This window comes from Sphingomonas daechungensis, assembly GCF_039543105.1.
GTDB lineage: Bacteria > Pseudomonadota > Alphaproteobacteria > Sphingomonadales > Sphingomonadaceae > Sphingomicrobium > Sphingomicrobium daechungense.
Genome location: NZ_BAABJC010000001.1, coordinates 1,193,998 through 1,210,460 on the forward strand (window position 1 = coordinate 1,193,998; position 16,463 = coordinate 1,210,460).

Annotated in this window: 13 protein-coding genes; 3 read left to right on the forward strand and 10 right to left on the reverse strand. The window is 62.5% G+C overall.

From position 1 onward, the window contains the following. The first annotated feature begins 71 nt into the window (after positions 1–71). Both ABD928_RS06250 and pgmG read left to right on the forward strand, forming a co-directional pair. Positions 72–860 carry a division plane positioning ATPase MipZ gene (locus tag ABD928_RS06250; protein ID WP_187713775.1) on the forward strand — a complete coding sequence of 263 codons (789 nt, stop codon included), beginning with the start codon at positions 72–74 and terminating at the stop codon, positions 858–860. Between the two features lie 104 nt (positions 861–964). After that, the gene (pgmG, locus tag ABD928_RS06255; RefSeq protein ID WP_345167160.1) at positions 965–2,347 is read left to right on the forward strand and encodes a phosphoglucomutase/phosphomannomutase PgmG; all 1,383 of its coding nucleotides are present in this window, start codon (positions 965–967) and stop codon (positions 2,345–2,347) included. Between the two features lies 1 nt (position 2,348). Here pgmG and ABD928_RS06260 read toward each other — a convergent pair whose 3' ends face one another. The 8 genes from ABD928_RS06260 to ABD928_RS06295 form a co-directional block, all read right to left on the reverse strand. After that, positions 2,349–3,941 (reverse strand): serine hydrolase, encoded by a 1,593-nt coding sequence (locus ABD928_RS06260; RefSeq protein ID WP_345167163.1) that lies wholly within the window; start codon positions 3,939–3,941, stop codon positions 2,349–2,351. A gap of 15 nt (positions 3,942–3,956) precedes the next feature. After that, positions 3,957–5,096, reverse strand: a complete 1,140-nt coding sequence (locus tag ABD928_RS06265) for a YkvI family membrane protein (protein ID WP_345167166.1) — start codon at positions 5,094–5,096, stop codon at positions 3,957–3,959. Further along, positions 5,093–6,157, reverse strand: coding sequence for an N-acetyltransferase DgcN family protein (locus ABD928_RS06270; RefSeq protein WP_345170157.1), 1,065 nt, complete (start codon positions 6,155–6,157; stop codon positions 5,093–5,095). Before ABD928_RS06270 ends, ABD928_RS06265 begins: the two co-directional genes overlap by 4 nt. 19 nt (positions 6,158–6,176) lie before the next feature. Next, a complete protein-coding gene (locus tag ABD928_RS06275; RefSeq protein ID WP_223276108.1) occupies positions 6,177–8,450 on the reverse strand; it encodes a TonB-dependent receptor in 2,274 nt (757 codons plus the stop codon). A gap of 112 nt (positions 8,451–8,562) precedes the next feature. Continuing rightward, the gene (locus tag ABD928_RS06280) at positions 8,563–9,705 is read right to left on the reverse strand and encodes a dipeptidase (protein WP_187713773.1); all 1,143 of its coding nucleotides are present in this window, start codon (positions 9,703–9,705) and stop codon (positions 8,563–8,565) included. Continuing rightward, positions 9,698–11,023 carry a peptide MFS transporter gene (locus ABD928_RS06285; RefSeq protein WP_223276107.1) on the reverse strand — a complete coding sequence of 442 codons (1,326 nt, stop codon included), beginning with the start codon at positions 11,021–11,023 and terminating at the stop codon, positions 9,698–9,700. The genes ABD928_RS06280 and ABD928_RS06285 overlap by 8 nt, the downstream gene beginning before the upstream one ends. Then, positions 11,020–12,030 (reverse strand): dipeptide epimerase, encoded by a 1,011-nt coding sequence (locus ABD928_RS06290; protein WP_345167169.1) that lies wholly within the window; start codon positions 12,028–12,030, stop codon positions 11,020–11,022. Before ABD928_RS06290 ends, ABD928_RS06285 begins: the two co-directional genes overlap by 4 nt. Continuing rightward, positions 12,030–14,042, reverse strand: a complete 2,013-nt coding sequence (locus ABD928_RS06295; protein ID WP_345167171.1) for a serine hydrolase domain-containing protein — start codon at positions 14,040–14,042, stop codon at positions 12,030–12,032. Before ABD928_RS06295 ends, ABD928_RS06290 begins: the two co-directional genes overlap by 1 nt. 198 nt (positions 14,043–14,240) lie before the next feature. Here ABD928_RS06295 and ABD928_RS06300 point away from each other — a divergent pair, with 198 nt between their 5' ends. Continuing rightward, the gene (locus ABD928_RS06300; protein WP_262984969.1) at positions 14,241–14,852 is read left to right on the forward strand and encodes a helix-turn-helix domain-containing protein; all 612 of its coding nucleotides are present in this window, start codon (positions 14,241–14,243) and stop codon (positions 14,850–14,852) included. On the opposite strand, the gene ABD928_RS06305 is transcribed toward ABD928_RS06300, so the two are convergent. Together ABD928_RS06305 and ABD928_RS06310 are read right to left on the reverse strand one after the other, a co-directional pair. Further along, complete coding sequence (locus ABD928_RS06305) at positions 14,853–15,281, reverse strand: hypothetical protein (RefSeq protein WP_345167173.1); 429 nt, start codon at positions 15,279–15,281, stop codon at positions 14,853–14,855. It lies immediately after the preceding gene. Positions 15,282–15,441: 160 nt separating this feature from the next. Then, entirely contained in the window at positions 15,442–16,440 is a 999-nt protein-coding gene (locus ABD928_RS06310) for a ligase-associated DNA damage response exonuclease (RefSeq protein WP_345167176.1), read from the reverse strand. Positions 16,441–16,463: the final 23 nt, after the last annotated feature.

Below are 16,463 nucleotides of genomic sequence, written 5' to 3' on the forward strand. Positions count from 1 at the left end.
CCTTCGGTAAACCGTTAACCGGGGCGCGGTTCTTGGAGCCGCGTGGGAAAAGTGCAAGGGGGGTGGGGATCATGGCCCAGCCACATTTCATCGTCTTCGCCAATGAAAAAGGCGGTACCGGCAAGTCGACGACCGCCGTTCACACCGCAATCGCCCTCGCAGCGACGGGTCACAATGTCGGAGCGCTCGACCTCGACAGCCGTCAGCGCACCATGACCCGCTATCTCGAGAACCGCGACGCCACAATGCGGCGGCTCGACGTGAGGCTGCCCCAGGCACGCTATCGCGTATTCGAAGGCGACAGCGTCGAAGGCCTAGATCTGGCCCTGCGAGAGCTTAGCGAGGACGTCGACGTCGTCGTTGTCGATACGCCGGGCCGCGACGATCCGATCGCTCGCGCCGCCATCCTCAAGGCGGACACTCTGGTCACGCCGATGAACGACAGCTTCGTCGACCTCGACCTCATCGGCCAGGTCCACCCGGAGAACTTCAAGATCACGCGGCCGAGCTTTTACGCGGAGCTGATCTGGAACAGCCGAACCCAGCGCGCCAAGAACACCGGCAAGAGCGTGGACTGGGTGGTTCTGCGCAATCGCCTCCAACATATCGAGAGCCATAACCTCCGGCGCGTGGGCGCTGCGCTGGACGAACTGGCCCGCCGCGTCGGCTTCCGCGTCATTCCAGGTCTCGGCGAGCGCGTGATCTATCGTGAGCTCTTTCCGAAGGGCCTGACCCTGCTCGACTATGAGCATCTAGGCGAAGTCGGCATCGGCCACATCACCGCACGGCAGGAGTTGCGCGAGATGATCGCGGGTCTCGGCATTCCGGACGTTAGCGAAATCGAACAAAAAGTCGCCTAGTTCGTCATTGCGGACGCAACGAAGCAATCCACACTCGCTTTCCTGGATTGCTTCGTCGCTGCGCTCCTCGCAATGACAAGCAGGTAATCAAATCAGTGAGTTCCATGACCCATACCTTCGATCGCACCATCCTTCGCGAATACGACATTCGCGGAATCGTCGGAAAGACGCTTAACGAGGCTGACGCTTACGCGCTGGGCCGGACGTTTGCCGCCTTGGCCACTGACGAAGGTGCGACCCGCCTGGCGGTCGGCCGCGACGGACGCACGCATTCCCCGATTCTGCAGGCCGAACTCATCAGGGGCCTGATCGAAGGCGGGATCAACGTCGACAACATTGGCGTCGGACCAAGCCCGATGCTCTATTACGCCGTGTCGACGCTGAGCGTGCAGGGCGGCATCCAGGTCACCGGAAGCCACAATCCGTCCGACTACAACGGCTTCAAGATGTTGCTGAACGGCCGCTCGGTCTTCGGCGACGAAATCCAGAAGATCGGCCGTCGGGCTGCCGACGGCGACTGGACCGACGGCCTTGGGCATGTCGATCAGGTCGACATCCTCGACAGCTACGTCGATCGCTTGGTCCAGGGCTTTCAAGGCGGGTCGTTCCGGATTGGCTGGGACGCCGGAAATGGCGCCGGAGGTCCTACGCTGGAGAAGCTGATCCAGAAGCTGCCCGGCGAGCATTTCACGATCCATACCGAGGTCGACGGCCGCTTTCCTAACCATCACCCCGACCCGACGGTCGAAGCCAATCTCGCCGATCTCAAGGCCTTGGTTGCGGCAAAGAACCTCGACTTCGGCATCGCTTTCGACGGCGACGCCGACCGCATCGGTGCCGTCGACGGCAAAGGCCGCGTCGTCTGGGGCGATCAGCTGCTGATGATCCTGGCCGAACCCGTGCTCAAGGAGCAGCCGGGCGCAACAATTATCGCCGACGTGAAGGCTAGCCAGATCCTGTTCGACCATGTCGCGTCGATCGGCGGTACGCCTTTGATGTGGAAAACGGGTCACAGCCTCATCAAGTCGAAGATGAAGGAGACCGGCGCTCCGCTCGCGGGTGAGATGAGCGGTCACATCTTTTTCAAGCACCGCTGGTACGGCTTCGACGACGCGCTCTACGCCGCCGTCCGCCTGATCGAGGCGATCGCTCAGTCCGGCAGGTCGCTGACCGAGATCATGGACGCGATGCCCAAGTCCATCGTCACCCCGGAAATGCGCTTCCCGGTCGACGAAAGCCGCAAGTTCGCCGTCGTCTCCGAAGTGCTTCAGCGCGTCTCGGCCAACGGGTCCGAGGTCAATTCGACGGATGGTGCACGCGTGAAGACGGACGATGGCTGGTGGCTCCTCCGTGCGTCGAACACGCAGGACGTGTTGGTCGCGCGGGCCGAAGCTCGCGATCAGGAAGGGCTGGACCGCCTCCTCGCCCAGATCGACGATCAGCTTGCGCAGTCAGGCGTCGAGCGGACCGAGGGCGACGGCCACTAGGCTATTTCCCGGCCGACTCGGGCGTGAACAGCAGGTCGTGATAGTCCCAGCTGAAGTCTGCACGCGGTGAAACGGCCTTCATCGTCACGCGGTCGACCTTGCCGTCGGCGCCAATCGCGAACGTGACATACGCCGGTTCGACCCAGTCGAGCTTCGGGTTCATCTTGAACGTGTCGTATTGGTAGTGCGTCAACGGCCCCTCCATTCCCGTCGAGTGCGGGAATTCGATGGCGAGAGTCTTGCCGGCCTGGCGCACCTTGATCGTGCCGTACCAGGGGTCGGTGAAGTCTCCGACGTAGTTCGCGAGCGGCAGCGACGGACCGATCCTGGCAGGCTTCGCTTCGGCGGCTTGGACCGCCTTCGCCGCCGCATTCAGCCGTGCCAGCTTGAACGCGCGCCACTTCTCGGGCCACTGAGCCTGGGGGTAGCCGAGATAATGGTCGAGCAGCTCGAATAGCAGGCCCCGGATAATCTCGCCGTCCTCGCTGTTGGCGGCAATGAAGATCCCGACATTCTTCCCCGGTAGCAGGGCGACAGTCGCCTGCGACCCGAACACGGCACCATCGTGCCCGACAACCTGCGCGCCGCGATAATCGGACAGGCCCCAGCCCAAGGCGTAGAGATCGTAGTGAGGCTGAGCGGCCGCGAACTCGGCCGGATATTGCGGCACCGGGGTAATCACCACGCCCGTCCACATCTGCTCCGATTGTTCCTGCGAGAACAGGCGCTTGTCGCTGCCCGGAATCTTGCCGCGTGCGAGTTGGGTCAGCAGCCACCGGCTCATGTCATTGGCGCTGATTGCGAGACCGCCCGCCGGTGCTGCGTTCTGCGAGATCGTCGCATTCTCATCGAGCGGAGCCTGCGTGCCCATGCCGTGAATCGGGCCATCGTTGCGGCTGTGCGGTCGCGCGTGGTTCGGGTTTGCCTGGAAGTCCCTGTCGGTGTCCGTCGAATTCTTCATGCCCAGCGGGCCGAAGACATGATCGTGGATGTAGCGCTCCCACGTCTTCCCGCTAACCTCCTCGATCAGCTGGCCGGCCGCCATGTAGAGGATGTTGTCGTAGGCATAGCCGCTGCGAAAGCTGGTCGCGGGCTTGAGGTAGCGGATCCGCCGGACGGTTTCCTTGCGCGAAAGCGTGCTATTCGGAAGGAACAGCAGGTCGCCCTGCCCGAGGCCGAGGCCGCTACGATGAACGAGCAGGTCGCGGATGGTCATTTCCCGCGTGACCCACGGATCGTACATCCGGAAATCCGGCATGTGATCGATGACCTTGTCGTCCCAGCCGATCTTCCCTTCATCCACCAGCGTTGCCAGCGCCGCATTGGTGAACGCCTTGCCGGTCGACCCGGTAAAGAAGATCGTGTCGGCATCGACGGGTGTGTTGGTCGAGATGTCGCGAACGCCCCATCCGTGCGCCAGCGTGACTTTCCCGTCCTCGACGATCGCGATGCTGACACCGGGAACGCCAATGTCCTTGCGAAGCTGCTCGACCCGCTGCTCGAAGCCGGCCGGGGGAGCGGCATCCGCCGAGGCTCCCAGCGCAAGCAAGGACGCTGCTGCGAACAACCCGCGCAACGCGACACGTGGCTTCATTTCAATCCCCTTCAATCAAACCTCGAGTGCCGGCTCGTCCGCCCGTTCGTTGCGGTAGATCTTCCAAACGCCGATGGTCAGCAGTGGGAGAACGAAGACGCCGAGGAAAATGTAGGCGAGCGCCCGGTATCCGTTCGCGATCAGCGCGACCAAACCGAAGCGGCCAGCCGCGAACATGCAAAGCGCTAGCAAGGCGAGGCCGATGACGAGCCGGGCCCGATGCGTCAGAGGTACGCCCTTGCGCGCTTCCCATGCGCCATCGATGCGCTCGTTGACGGCATGCACCGCGCTTGTCCCGCTTTCGAGCAAAGCGGCGAAAATCATCGCCTGGAACAGCAGGTGGAACCACGGCATTCCCATCTGCTGAAGGAGGAAATCGGACGGCAAAGGCGCGTCCTTGATGGCGGGGTAGAAGGCCACCATCGGAATGAAGAACAAGAGCGCCGGAAGCATCGTCAAAGGGCCGGCGATCAGTCCGGAGATGACGGCGTCGCGATCGGTAACGAGGTGACGAAGGACCGGCAGGATGATGACCGCGCCGACCGTGTTGTAGCTGGCGTAAGTCAGGCCGTTCATCGCCCATCCGCTGGTTTCCGGATGCGCGGAAAAGGCAGGGCCGATCAGGTGACCGAACGCATAAAGCGCCAGGATGATGAACAGCACGTACACGCCGTACAGCAGGTAGGAGACGTCACGGAACAGGCGCTCGACCGCCGTATTGCCGAAGGTCACCACGCTGGCGATGCCGAGCATCAAAGCGACGGTTCCTACCCATTCGGGAGCACCGAACACGGCAGCCACGATCGCTCCTGCCGCGGCGCCGTAGACGGCGAGGATCAGGATCACGAGCAGCAGGTAGGCGAGCTCGAAGGCAATCCATCCGGGGCCGAGCAGCCGCTTGAAGAATGTCCGGTAATCAAATGCCTGTAGCCGCCTCGCGACGACGAAGGTCACTATGGATAGGAGGCTCATCACTACGGTCGCGAAGCCGATCGCCAGCAGGCCGCCGCGCGGGCCGGATGGCAGGAAGAATTCCGCCAGCTCGCGACCCGTCGCATACCCCCCGCCAATGACGAAAGCCTTGAGTCCAAGCCCCGGCAGTAGGATTCGCTTGAACCAGCTGTGCTCAGAATCCGGCGCCGCGGCCGAACTCATGAGCGCAGGCACTCCTCGATGAGGGCGTCGAACGCCTCGCCGCCACGGATGGGATCGCAAACCGGAAGCCCCAGCCGCGCGGACTCTGCGGCGCAGTGACCGGCAGCCTCTTCCGAACCAAGCGCCGATGTATTCAATGACACACCGCCGCAACGGATCCTGGGGTTCGTCCGCGATCCGAGGTGCGTCGTCAGATCGATGATCTCTTCAACGCTTGGTACCGCGAACTCCTCATCGCCAAGAAGCCGGGTGCGGCCAGGGTCATGACAGACTACGAAAACGTCCGGCTGGCTCCCATGAAGCAGGGCTAGGGAAACACCTGCGTACGCGGGATGCAGGATCGAGCCCTGCCCTTCGATCACGTCCCAATGGCCCGGGTCCGCAGCCGGGCTGAGCACTTCGGCGGCGCCGGCGGCAAAATCGGATACGACGGCATCCATTGGGATTCCGCCTCCTGAGATCATGATTCCCGTCTGGCCGGTCGCTCTGAAATCAACATCGACGCCACGACCAGCAAACCCGCGCGCAATGGATAGTGCGGTGTATTTCTTGCCAAGCGCACAGTCGGTGCCGACCGTCAGCAGTCGCTTCCCGCTTCGCTTCAGCCCAGTTGCAATTGGCAGGTTCGCAGGGGGCGTTCGGATGTCGATCAGCTGCCGGCCGAGCCGTTCAGCCCCGTAGCGAAGTTCCGGGACCTGGATCAGCTTCGAATGCATCCCGCTGACGATATCCAGCCCGGCCTCCAGTGCCTCGACCAAGGCCGGAACCCAGGACTCAGCGATGAACCCCCCGGAGTTCGCGACGCCAATGACCAAGGAGCGTGCGCCCCGGTCGGCCGCTTCGGCCGGCGAAAGCTTGGGCAGGCCGAGATCGATCCGCGCCGACGGCAATGCGAATTCGCCAACGCACAAATCCGGCGCCCAGTCGCGAAGTCCGAATGCCGTCTTCGCAAAGCCCGCTTCGACCGTGTCTCCCAGGAAAAGCAGGTACGGCTGCGGTAATGCGAGCCGGGAGGTCTCCCCCTCCTTCCCGGCCCGCAAGCTCGCCGACGCTGTTCCCATCGCCTGGATCATCGCGCCTTTAGAACCCTGCCGTGAGGGAGAGTCCGATGGTCCGCGGACGGGTCAACGCCGCGCGGATCGCGTTGCCCGGCAACACATTGTTTCCGATCAGCTGATCCTCCAGCAATGCCAGCGAGTTCACGCCTTCCGAATTGGTGAGGTTCTTGACGTAGGCCTCGATCGTGAAGCGGTCGATCTCGATCCCCGCTCGCAAGTCGATCGTCGCATAATCGCTGATGTGCCGCTGCGGCGTGAACGCGAAGATGAAGCTTCCGTCCGGATTCACTCCGACGATGTCGGAGATGTTGAAGTTGTCGCGCTGGCTACCGGTGTAGGCGATCGTGCCGCCGACAAAGGCCGTTGCCGAACCGGACAGCTTCCATTCGTAGTCGGTGTTCACGCTGAAGCTGACCTTTGGAACGTAAGGCAGCCGGTCACCGTCGAACCCGCCGGCGAGCGGAGGCGTATCCTCGGTCAGGTGCGCATCGATCCACGCGCCGTTCACGCCCAGCGTCATTCCCGGAACCGGCTTCAGCAGGAGCGAGGCCTCGATGCCGTTGCTAGCCGCGGTTCCGCCGTTGACGTTCACGCCAACGCCGCTGACCACACTGAACAGCTGAATGTCTTTCCACTTGAGGTGGTAGGCGGCGATGTCGAACGAGGCCCCGTGCCCGAGATTGTTCTTCAGACCGATCTCGTAACTGGTCAGCGTATCCGACGAATAGGTCCGCGGAACGCCCGGCGGGACCGGAGGCGCAACGACGTTCGGGCCGCCGGGTCGATAGCCCTTCGCGATTCGAGCGTAGACAGCCATGCGGTCATTGATCTCGTATCGCGGCGAGATGGCGTAGGTGAACACGCTTTCGTCTGACTTGGTGACGAAGTCCGACGCGCCGACCAGGCCCAGCGCGCTTGCCGTAACCTGATGCGCAGATTGATCGTTCTTCGCAAGACGCGCGCCGGCGGTGATGTCGAACTGGTCGGTCGCGTGCCAGGTCACGTTCGCGAAACCTGCGACTTCCTTATATTTGGAATCGATCCGCGCGGTGGCCAGATCGTCGAGCAGCGGGATCCCGAAAGACTGCCCTGTCAGCAGATCGACCGAGCCGATGAACTGGTCGATCTTGCCCTTTTCGTGCGTGTAGTAGGCACCGATCATCCACTCGAACTTGTTACTCGACGGGGAAGCCAGGCGGACTTCCTGCGTGAACTTCTTGAGGTCGGTCTGCTGATCCTGGAACGGACCGATGACCTGGCCAGGTACCAGCGCCCCGACGAGGACATTAAGTGCGGTTCCAAGAATTGGTACTGCGTCGATATTGAAGGTCTGATCCTGCTTGCTGAAGCTGGTCGACGACAGCAGCGAGGCGAAACCGAAGTCATATTCGACGACGCCGTTTAGCACCCGATACTTGAGCTCGTTGGGATCCTTGAACCACCGGCTCTGGCGAAGCTTCCCGCCGATCGGGTTGTAATTGACCTGGTCGACCTCGGAGTCGCTGGAGGCGTCCGATTGAATGCGCTGGGTGATGCCGGTCAACCGGATCGAAAGCTCCGATGTCGGCTTGAACAGCACCGAGGCGCGGCCACCGTAACTCTCGCCCTTGTTGATGTCCTTTCCGCCGAGCGAGTCGACGCCGAAAAACGTCGCGTCGGAGCCATTACCGTCGATCCAGCCGGCGTTCTTGCGATAGAATCCCGACGCGCGAACTGCGGCGACGTCACCCAGCGGCGCATTGACCATTCCGCTGAAATTGTAGCCGGTGCCGCCGCCATCGACGAACTCCAGGCCGGCGCGGCCGCGAGCATGGAATGCGTCGAACTCCGGCGCATTGGTCACGAACTTCAAGACACCGCCCAGCGAGCTCGCGCCGTAAAGCGTACCCTGTGGCCCGCGCAGCACCTCGATGCGCGAAACGTCGAACGTGTCGAAGTCGCCCGCGAGGATCGCGCCGTTGACGAGACCCGTGCTCGATCCGAACGGCGTTTCGTCGACATAGATCGCAACGGTCGAGCTAACGCCGCCGGTGTTGACACCGCGAAGGACCAGGCGACCGACGCCAGGCTCACTTTGCTCAAGGCTAAGGCCGGGAACCTGGCTCAAATAGTCGGAGAAGGTGACGGAGTGTTGCCGCTCAAGCGTGTCGCCTCCGACAACTGTCACGGACTGCGGAATGTCGAGGATCGCTTCCGAGCGCTTCTGCGCAGTGATGATGATCTCGTCGCCCTGCGGTTCCGGAGCCGGTGCTGCTGCCTCCGGCGCAGCGGCGGGAGCGTCCTGTGCCAAAGCCACCGACGGCGTTGCTGCGCAAACAACCGCGACTGAGCCCAACAGTGCAATTCGTGAAGTGTGTCCGAGCCTTTTCATCGTCATTCCCCTTTGTTTCAAAGCCTGCGTCCCACCGTCAGGCCCACGTTGCGCCCAGAAGGCGCCTGAAATTTCCTCCGAGAACCAACTTGATGCTTGAGTCCGAATAGCCGCGGCGGACGAGCTCTTCCGTCAGGTCGAAAACCTTCCGGGGATGGTCGAAGCCGTCGATGTCGATCTTGTCGCGGAATGCGTAGCTGGCCTTGTAGGAGGCCTTCAGCGCCTTGTACTGGTCCGGCTTCATGTCATCGTAGCCGTTGAGATCGGCATCCGAGCCGATGCCGACATGTTCAACGCCAACGAGCTTCACGACATGGTCGATGTGATCGGCGAGAGCCGAAACCGTCGTGGGATCGCGGTCCTTCACGAACATGCGAACACCGGTGACGCCCATCACTCCGCTCTTCGCGGCGAGCTTCCTGATCACTTCGTCGGACTTGTTACGCGGATGCGGGTTCAGCGCCTTGCAGTTCGAATGCGTGATCGCGATCGCCTTGGGCGATAGCTCGATCGCATCGAGCGTGGTCTTCTCGCCGCAATGCGACGTGTCGATCAGCATCCCGACCTCGTTCATTTCCTTGATGATCGCCTCGCCGAAGTCGCTGACCCCGCCGTCGACGCGGTCGGTCGACCCCGCGCCGATCAGGTTCTGGCTGTTGTAGGTTAGCTGGGAACAGCGAAGCCCGGCGCGATAGAACGCCTGGACGTCCTCCGGCTTCTCGAAATGCTCGGCATTCTGGATGCCCATGATAATTGCGAACTTGCCGTCGGCCCTGGCGCGATCGAGGTCCCGCGCGGTTCCGACCAGGGTGAAGTGATCGGCCTGGCGGCCAACCCAGCCCTGGTAGGTGGCCAGATATTCGAGCGCCTGTTCCTTTGCGCCCGGACCGCCCATGCCGACACTGTGATGAAAGCCGGTGATGCCCGAAGCCTTGTAGTCGGCCAGGTCGGCCGCGCTGAACGGCTGGTCGTAGAACTTCGGATCGAAGTCGAGCTTCAGCGGGGCGAGCATGTCGATGACCAGGGATTCGCGGACGAGCTTGATCGTCCGCGCCGAGTAGGTCTTTCCCGGCGCCGCCGCGAAGGCGAAACTGCCACGATTGATCATCGGGAAAGCGGCCGCTCCAACCGCCAGGCCGCCGAGCAAAACGCCTCGCCTGTTGACACGGGCCTCAAGCATTTTGCGGCCTCGCAATGCCTTCCGGGACGTCGGTCAGGTCATCCCGCGGCTTGGGTCCGGCGACTTGGGCAAGGACACGCTTGGTCGCTCCGTCCAGGCTGTAGAGGAGGACTGCTGCGACGCTCGCGATCGCCGCGAGCAGCACGAAGAATTCGACATGGCCGAGGTGGCTCCACAACCTGCCCACCTGGCCGGCCGCAAGGCTGCCGGTAAAGATGGCGAGGTACCAGGATGCAACGGTGGTTGCGCCGAGCTTGGGCGGTGCGAGCCGAGCGAAAATGCCGAGGCCGTTGGGCAGAATGTACAGTTCGCCCAAGGTGAAGATCACGAAATAGGTGAGCAGCCAGATCCAGTGCGCGCGTCCGCCCCCGCTAAGCGCCTCGGCTGCGGCAACGACGAGATATGACGCCGCCACGATCAGTGCGCCGGTCGCCATTTTCTGCGTCGGCGAAAGCTCGCGCCCGCGTGCGGCCTGCCGTTTCCATCGCGCGAGCAGGAACGGGGTCATGATCATCACCAGCAGGGGATTGAGCGAGAAGAACATCGCCGCACCGACTTCGAAGCCGGCGATCGTGCGGTCGACGTCGTCGCGCATCCAAAGAGCGAACGTATTGCCGATCTGCTCATAGGCGCCGCGAAAGATGGTCACCGCGAGGCCGATGCCGAGCAGGAGCAGCACCGTGTCCCGCCCGCGATGCGATTTCGCTGCCGGAGCCGTGTTCCCTTCCTCGCTCCGCTCCACGGGTAGGTACGGTTGGCCCCACAAATAGATGAGGAGGCCGGCGAGCATTCCGACACCGGCCGCTCCGAAGCCCCAGTGCCAGCCGTAGGTCTCGCCAAGGAAGCCGCAGATGAGAGGCGCCAGGAATGCGCCGAGGTTCACGCCGACATAATAGACGTTGTAAGCCCACGGCCGTCGCGGATCATCCGCCTTGTAGAGGTCGTTGATCTGGCTCGGCAGCGTCGGCAGGAATAGACCGTTGCCCAGCGCGATCGTGGCCAGCGCGAAATAGAAGGCCGGCTGGAATGCCATCATGAAGTGGCCCGCGGCCATGATCGTCGCGCCAATGATCACTGCGCGGCGCTTGCCCAGCCAGCGATCGGCAATCGTCCCGCCGATGATCGGCGTGAAGTAAGCGAATGCCGTATAGAAACCGTAGATGCTGGACGCCTTCTCCTGCCCGAAGACCAGCGTCGTGGTCATGTAATAGACGAGCAGCGCCCGCATTCCGAAGTAGGAGAATTGCTCCCACATGTTCGTGAGGAACAGGATGGTCAGTCCGCGCGGCTGACCAAACCAGTTCGACGGCTGATTCACGCCGCGAGCACCGCCGACTGCGAGCCCCAGACGTCATCCGGGCACCATATTTCGCCGTCGCTGTACTGGACGCTAGGAACCCGGTCCTCCTTGAGGAAGGTTGGTCCATCGAGGTCGACGTAGTCGCACAATTGGCCGAGGATGAACGCAGGAGCCATGGCGAGGCTGGTGCCGACCATGTTGCCAACCATCACGCCAAGGCCGAGGCGGCGAGCCTCCTTCGCCATCAGCAGCGCCTCGGTCAGGCCGCCGCACTTGTCGAGTTTGATGTTCACGACCTGAAAGCGGCCGACGAGGCCAGGCACATCGGCCAAGTCGAGGACGCTCTCATCGGCCGCAATGGGGATGGGGCTCTCGAAGCCTTCGAGGTCCGCCTCCGAACCACGCGCCAGCGGCTGTTCGATCAAAGAAACATTCTGCCGGGCCATCGCCTGCACCAGTGCCGGCAGCACCGAGCGGTCGAAACCCTGGTTGGCGTCGACCCCGAGCCAGACGTCCGGCCTTGCTTCACGGATCGCACGGACCCGTTCGATGTCGAGTTCGAAGCTCCCGGTCAGCTTGATCTTGATCGCCTTTGCGCTTGCATAATTGCGGGCGCCCTCGGCCATCTTCGACGGCTCGTCGGCGCCGAGCGTGAAGGTTGTCACCAACGGGCGCGGCGCGTCGATTCCGGCGAGGCGGTGAGCGGGAATGCCCGAACGGAGTGCCTCAAGCTCCCACATCGAGCAGTCGACGGCGTTGCGGGCACCGCCGGGAGGGAGGATCTGCCTGACCTCCTCCCGGCTCCCGCACGCTTCGATGGCAGCGCGGTTCTGTTCGAGAGCCTCCACGATCTGCGGAGCTTCGTCGCCGAGATAGTACACTCCGGCGGCCTCGCCCCGGCCCCGATTCCGGCCGTCGTCGAGTTCGACGACGACGACATCGGAAGCCTCAAACACGTATCCGGAAATTCGGAACGGTGCCGCGAGACGATGCGTCTCGACGCGATACGAGAGCGTTTGAGGCATCAGTACTTCGTCGCGAAGCCAAGCAGATGATAGATAATCGCGATCCACAGGATCGTCGCGGCGGAGACCACCAGCAACAGGCTCCACAGCTTGGCCTTCCAGGTCGCCCTAAAGCCGCCCTTCCGGCGCCAGACCGTGACCGCGTACCAGACAATCGCCGCGGCACCTCCGATGAAGGTGATGAAGCTGATCACTTGCAACGAAAGCACTACCGGCAGGAAGCTTGCGCTCAGGTAGTTCAGATCGCCGAACATTGTCGAAATCATGAAGATCCAGCCGACGATGGTCAGGAAGATCGCGGTCGCGCCGAGGCGGCTCGCACGATACGCCTGCAGTTCTCTTCCCTCGACGCCGATAGCGGCCCCGTAGCGGCGGCGAACGATCGCCCGCACCGGCCAGAACAGCATGGTCAGGAATAGGACCGCGAGACTGAGGTAGGTCAGCGGAAGAAGCCAAGCGGAATCCTGATACCAGGGCGTCCGATCCCAGACGATGATCGGCGCGACGCTGCCGAGGCTGAAGCGAACCGCTTTGCCATCGACCACATTGGCGCCAAGCATTTCATGGCTGTCGGCGTCGCGCCACAGCATCGGTCCGACCGGAATCCACTTGCGCGGCTGGCCGTTGAGGCCGGCGAACAGACCGTCGGAAATCAGCGGCTGGCCGTCCTCGCCGACGCCAACCTTGGTCTGGCCGATCAGGTCGGTGATGCTGAGGAAAGTCGAGAATGACCGCCGCGAAGTTGACCAGGTGCCGGCCAGTTTCTCGGCATTCTCCTTGCCTGCTTTGGCGTCGATCTTGCGAGCGTCGGCCGGAGCCGGGAAATAGCGATCGCCGAACTGCTCGAGCAACGCATTGCGAAGCGCGTGGGCAGCGCCTTCCTTGCCCGGGCTGTTGAACGAGACGAAGAGTCCGACGCCGTCGTTCAGGAACAAGTGAAGGTCGCTGTGAAACGCGACCGTGTCGCCGCCATGCGAAACAACCGGACGGCCGTTGATGTTCGACTGATAGAAGCCGAGCGACATCTTCTGCAGGCCTGGGATCGGATCATTCGCAGTCGAATGCATAAGCTGCGCAGTCGCCGGCTTCAGCAGTGGCCCGCCATTGTTGAGGTGGGCGATCATGAAGCGGCCCATGTCGTCGCCGCTGGCCGCAAGGCTGCCCGCCGGGCCCACGCCGACATATTCGTAGCCATAGGGCTTGTTGCTTCCGGGCTGATACCCTTCCGACATGTGCGGCTTGAGGTTGGCTGGCAGCGGCTGCTGGAACGACGCCAGGCCCATACCGGCGGGTGCGAAGATATGGCGCTGAATGTAAGCTTCGAACGGTTCGCCCGAGACGCGGCTGACAATGTAGCCGGCAAGAGCGGTCGCCCAGTTCGAATAGGCCGGGGTCGTGCCTGGATCATAGACCCGCTTCGGGACCCAGCGGCGCAGGATCTGATCGTAGGGGACGTACTTCTTCTGATCGACTGCGATCAGGTCCATCACTTGCTCTTCGAAACCCGACGTGTGGGTCATGATGTTCCGAAGGGTGACCGGCTTGCCGTTGCGCGGCGGAATCTTGAAATCGAGGTATTTGTTGACGTCCTCGTCGAGGTTGAGCTTGCCCTGCTCGACGAGCTGCATGACGGCGGTCCAGGTGAACAGCTTGGAGATCGAGCCGGGGCGGAAGAGCGTCGTGTGAGGATCGACCGGCGTACGCTTTTCCACATTGGAAAATCCGTAGCCGCGACTGGTGAGGATCTGCCCGTCCTTGACGACGACCACGACCGCTCCCGGAATGTCGCTCTTCCCGATCGAGATCGGCATGTAGCCGTCGAGCCAGGCGTTGACGTTCTCGGCCGTGAGCGGCTGGGCTCCTAAGGCAGGATTGGCGGGAGGCGTATCGACCTTTGGAGAATTGACAGGCGCCGGCTTGGGTACGAGCGTTGGCTGAACGGTCTGGGCGGAAGCGCCAGACAAGACAGCAGCCCCAAGAATCGCAGCAACGAATGCAGCCGCTTTACGCATTTTCCTCTCCCCTTTTCAGCGATTTGCCCAAAGGAGCGAAATCACCTTATCATGCCAACCTGTCTCGAATGAGGTCATAATGAGCCTGATTGGAAAAATGTCAAACTCATTACGGAGGCGGCAGCATTGAGCCAGCGCCCTACTCTCGGCCGCATTCTGAAAGAGCTGAGAGCCCACAGGAATTGGACGCTGCGCGAGATGAGCGAGCGCAGCGGCATACCTGTTTCGACCCTGTCCAAGGTCGAAAACGATCGCCTCACTTTGACCTACGACAAGCTCGCCCAGCTCAGTCACCGGCTGCAAATTCCGATCTCGGAGCTATTCGCGGAGACGGAGTCGGTTGAGGCGGTGACTGCCCGCCGGAGCATCGGGAAGCTGGAGGACGCCATCCGCGTCACCACTCCCAATTACGACTACTACTACTTGTGCACCGAGCTTCGTAGGAAGCGGATGATCCCCATCCTCACCCGCATCCGGGCCAAGTCCCTGAGCGAGTTCGGTGAACTCGTTTCACACTCGGGCGAGGAATATATCCACGTCCTGGAAGGCACGATCGTCGTCCACTCCGAATTCTACGATCCGGTCACGCTGAAGGCCGGCGAGGCGATCTACATCGATTCGAAGATGGGCCACGCTTACGTCGCCGCCGAGGACTGTGACGAAGCGCTGGTGCTGGGCGTTTGCTCCAGCGACGACGACGCGCTGATGAACTCGCTGATGCAGATGCACGAGCCGCTCCCCGGACATTCGGATTTCGCAGCGGATGAGGGCCCAGCGCGGGTGCGCTCGCTTCGGCGGCCCGCAGCCTAGCTATTCGGTGAGACAGTCGCGCTTCGTTCCGTCCGCGATGGCGCGCGCTTTTGCATTTTGAGCCGACGATGGTTCAACGACGCCGATGATGCACGGCGTCGGTGAGAGGCGGACGACGGCCAGGCGGCTAATTTGCGGCCGGCCTTCCTCCTCCTGATCCACGCCCATTCGTACGATGAGCGTGTCCGGCGCCTTCGTGCTGGGCCCGCGCCACTCCACCGGCGCACCCAAGAGATTGTTGAAAGCTCCATGCGCGACGACCTCTGACAAATGGAGGTCAGTTTTCCGGCCCGACTTGTCGATCAATTCGAGGCCCTGTCGAAGATCGCTCTCGTACCATTCGATCCGCCATCCCGGGTAACCGGGGCAAGCACCCCGCCAATAGGGACCTTCATCAGGATTTTCCTCGATGGTTCGGCAGAGGTCCATGCGAAGGTCCGTGAATTTGCTTTGCCTGGCCATGGTCTTTGCAGGCGGTCTCGGCGAAGGGACGGGCACCGTGGCAACGGTTCGATTCTGTATCGGCGGTTCGGTTTGCTCACTGCCGTTGCCGCAAGCGCCAAGCGCCATGACCAGCAATAGCCGAAGATCAATCATCCTCGTCTTCATAACCGACGAGGTTCAATTCGCGCGCCTTGATTTGATGCAGCATGCACCAGTGTTTGAGCGCTTCCTCGCGGCCGTGGGTGATCCAGACCTCGCGCGGCTTTAGCTCGCGGATGGTGCAGGTGAGTTCGTCCCAGTCGGCATGGTCGGAGATGACCAGCGGCAGTTCGATATTCGACTGCCGAGCACGCTGGCGGATGCGCATCCAGCCGGAGGCCATCGCCGTCACCGGATCGGGCAGCCGCCTCGACCAACGGTCGTTGAGTGCCGAGGGAGGTGCCATGACGATATGGCCGGCCATCTCTTCCTTCTTGGCGCCTGCAGTATGCCGCATTTCACCGAGCGACACGCCGAGCTCCTCGTAGAGATTGCACAGCCGCTCGACTGCGCCGTGATAGTAGATCGGCTGCTCGTGCCCTCGCCGACGAAGCTCGGTTATCACCCGCTGCGCCTTGCCGAGCGCATAGGCCCCGACCAGCACCGACCGCGATGGATCGGAATGCAGTCGGTGAAGCAGTCGGTCGATCTCGCTGCCTGTGTCGGGATGGCGGAAGACGGGGAGCCCGAACGTCGCTTCGGTGATGAAGATGTCGCACGGCACCGGCTCGAACGGAGCGCAGGTCGGATCCTCGCGGCGCTTGTAGTCGCCGGACACGACGATCCGCTCCCCCGCGTGCTCGAGCACGATCTGGGCCGATCCCAGCACGTGACCGGCCGGCACGAACCGAACATCGACTTCACCAACGCGGAAGCCTTCTCCGTACGCGACCGGATTGCCGTTCTGCTCGCCGTAGCGGACGCCCATGATCGCCAGCGTCTCCGGCGTCGCCCACACCTCGCTGTGCCCTCCCCGCGCGTGATCGGCATGACCGTGGGTGACGAGCGCGCGCTCCTTCGGCTGCGAAGGATCGATCCACGCGTCCGCGGGCCGCACGTAAATGCCCTCGTCAAAAGGCTCTATCCAGGAACCGAGGCGTGCCATCGAGAGCTATATAGGCTGAAAGA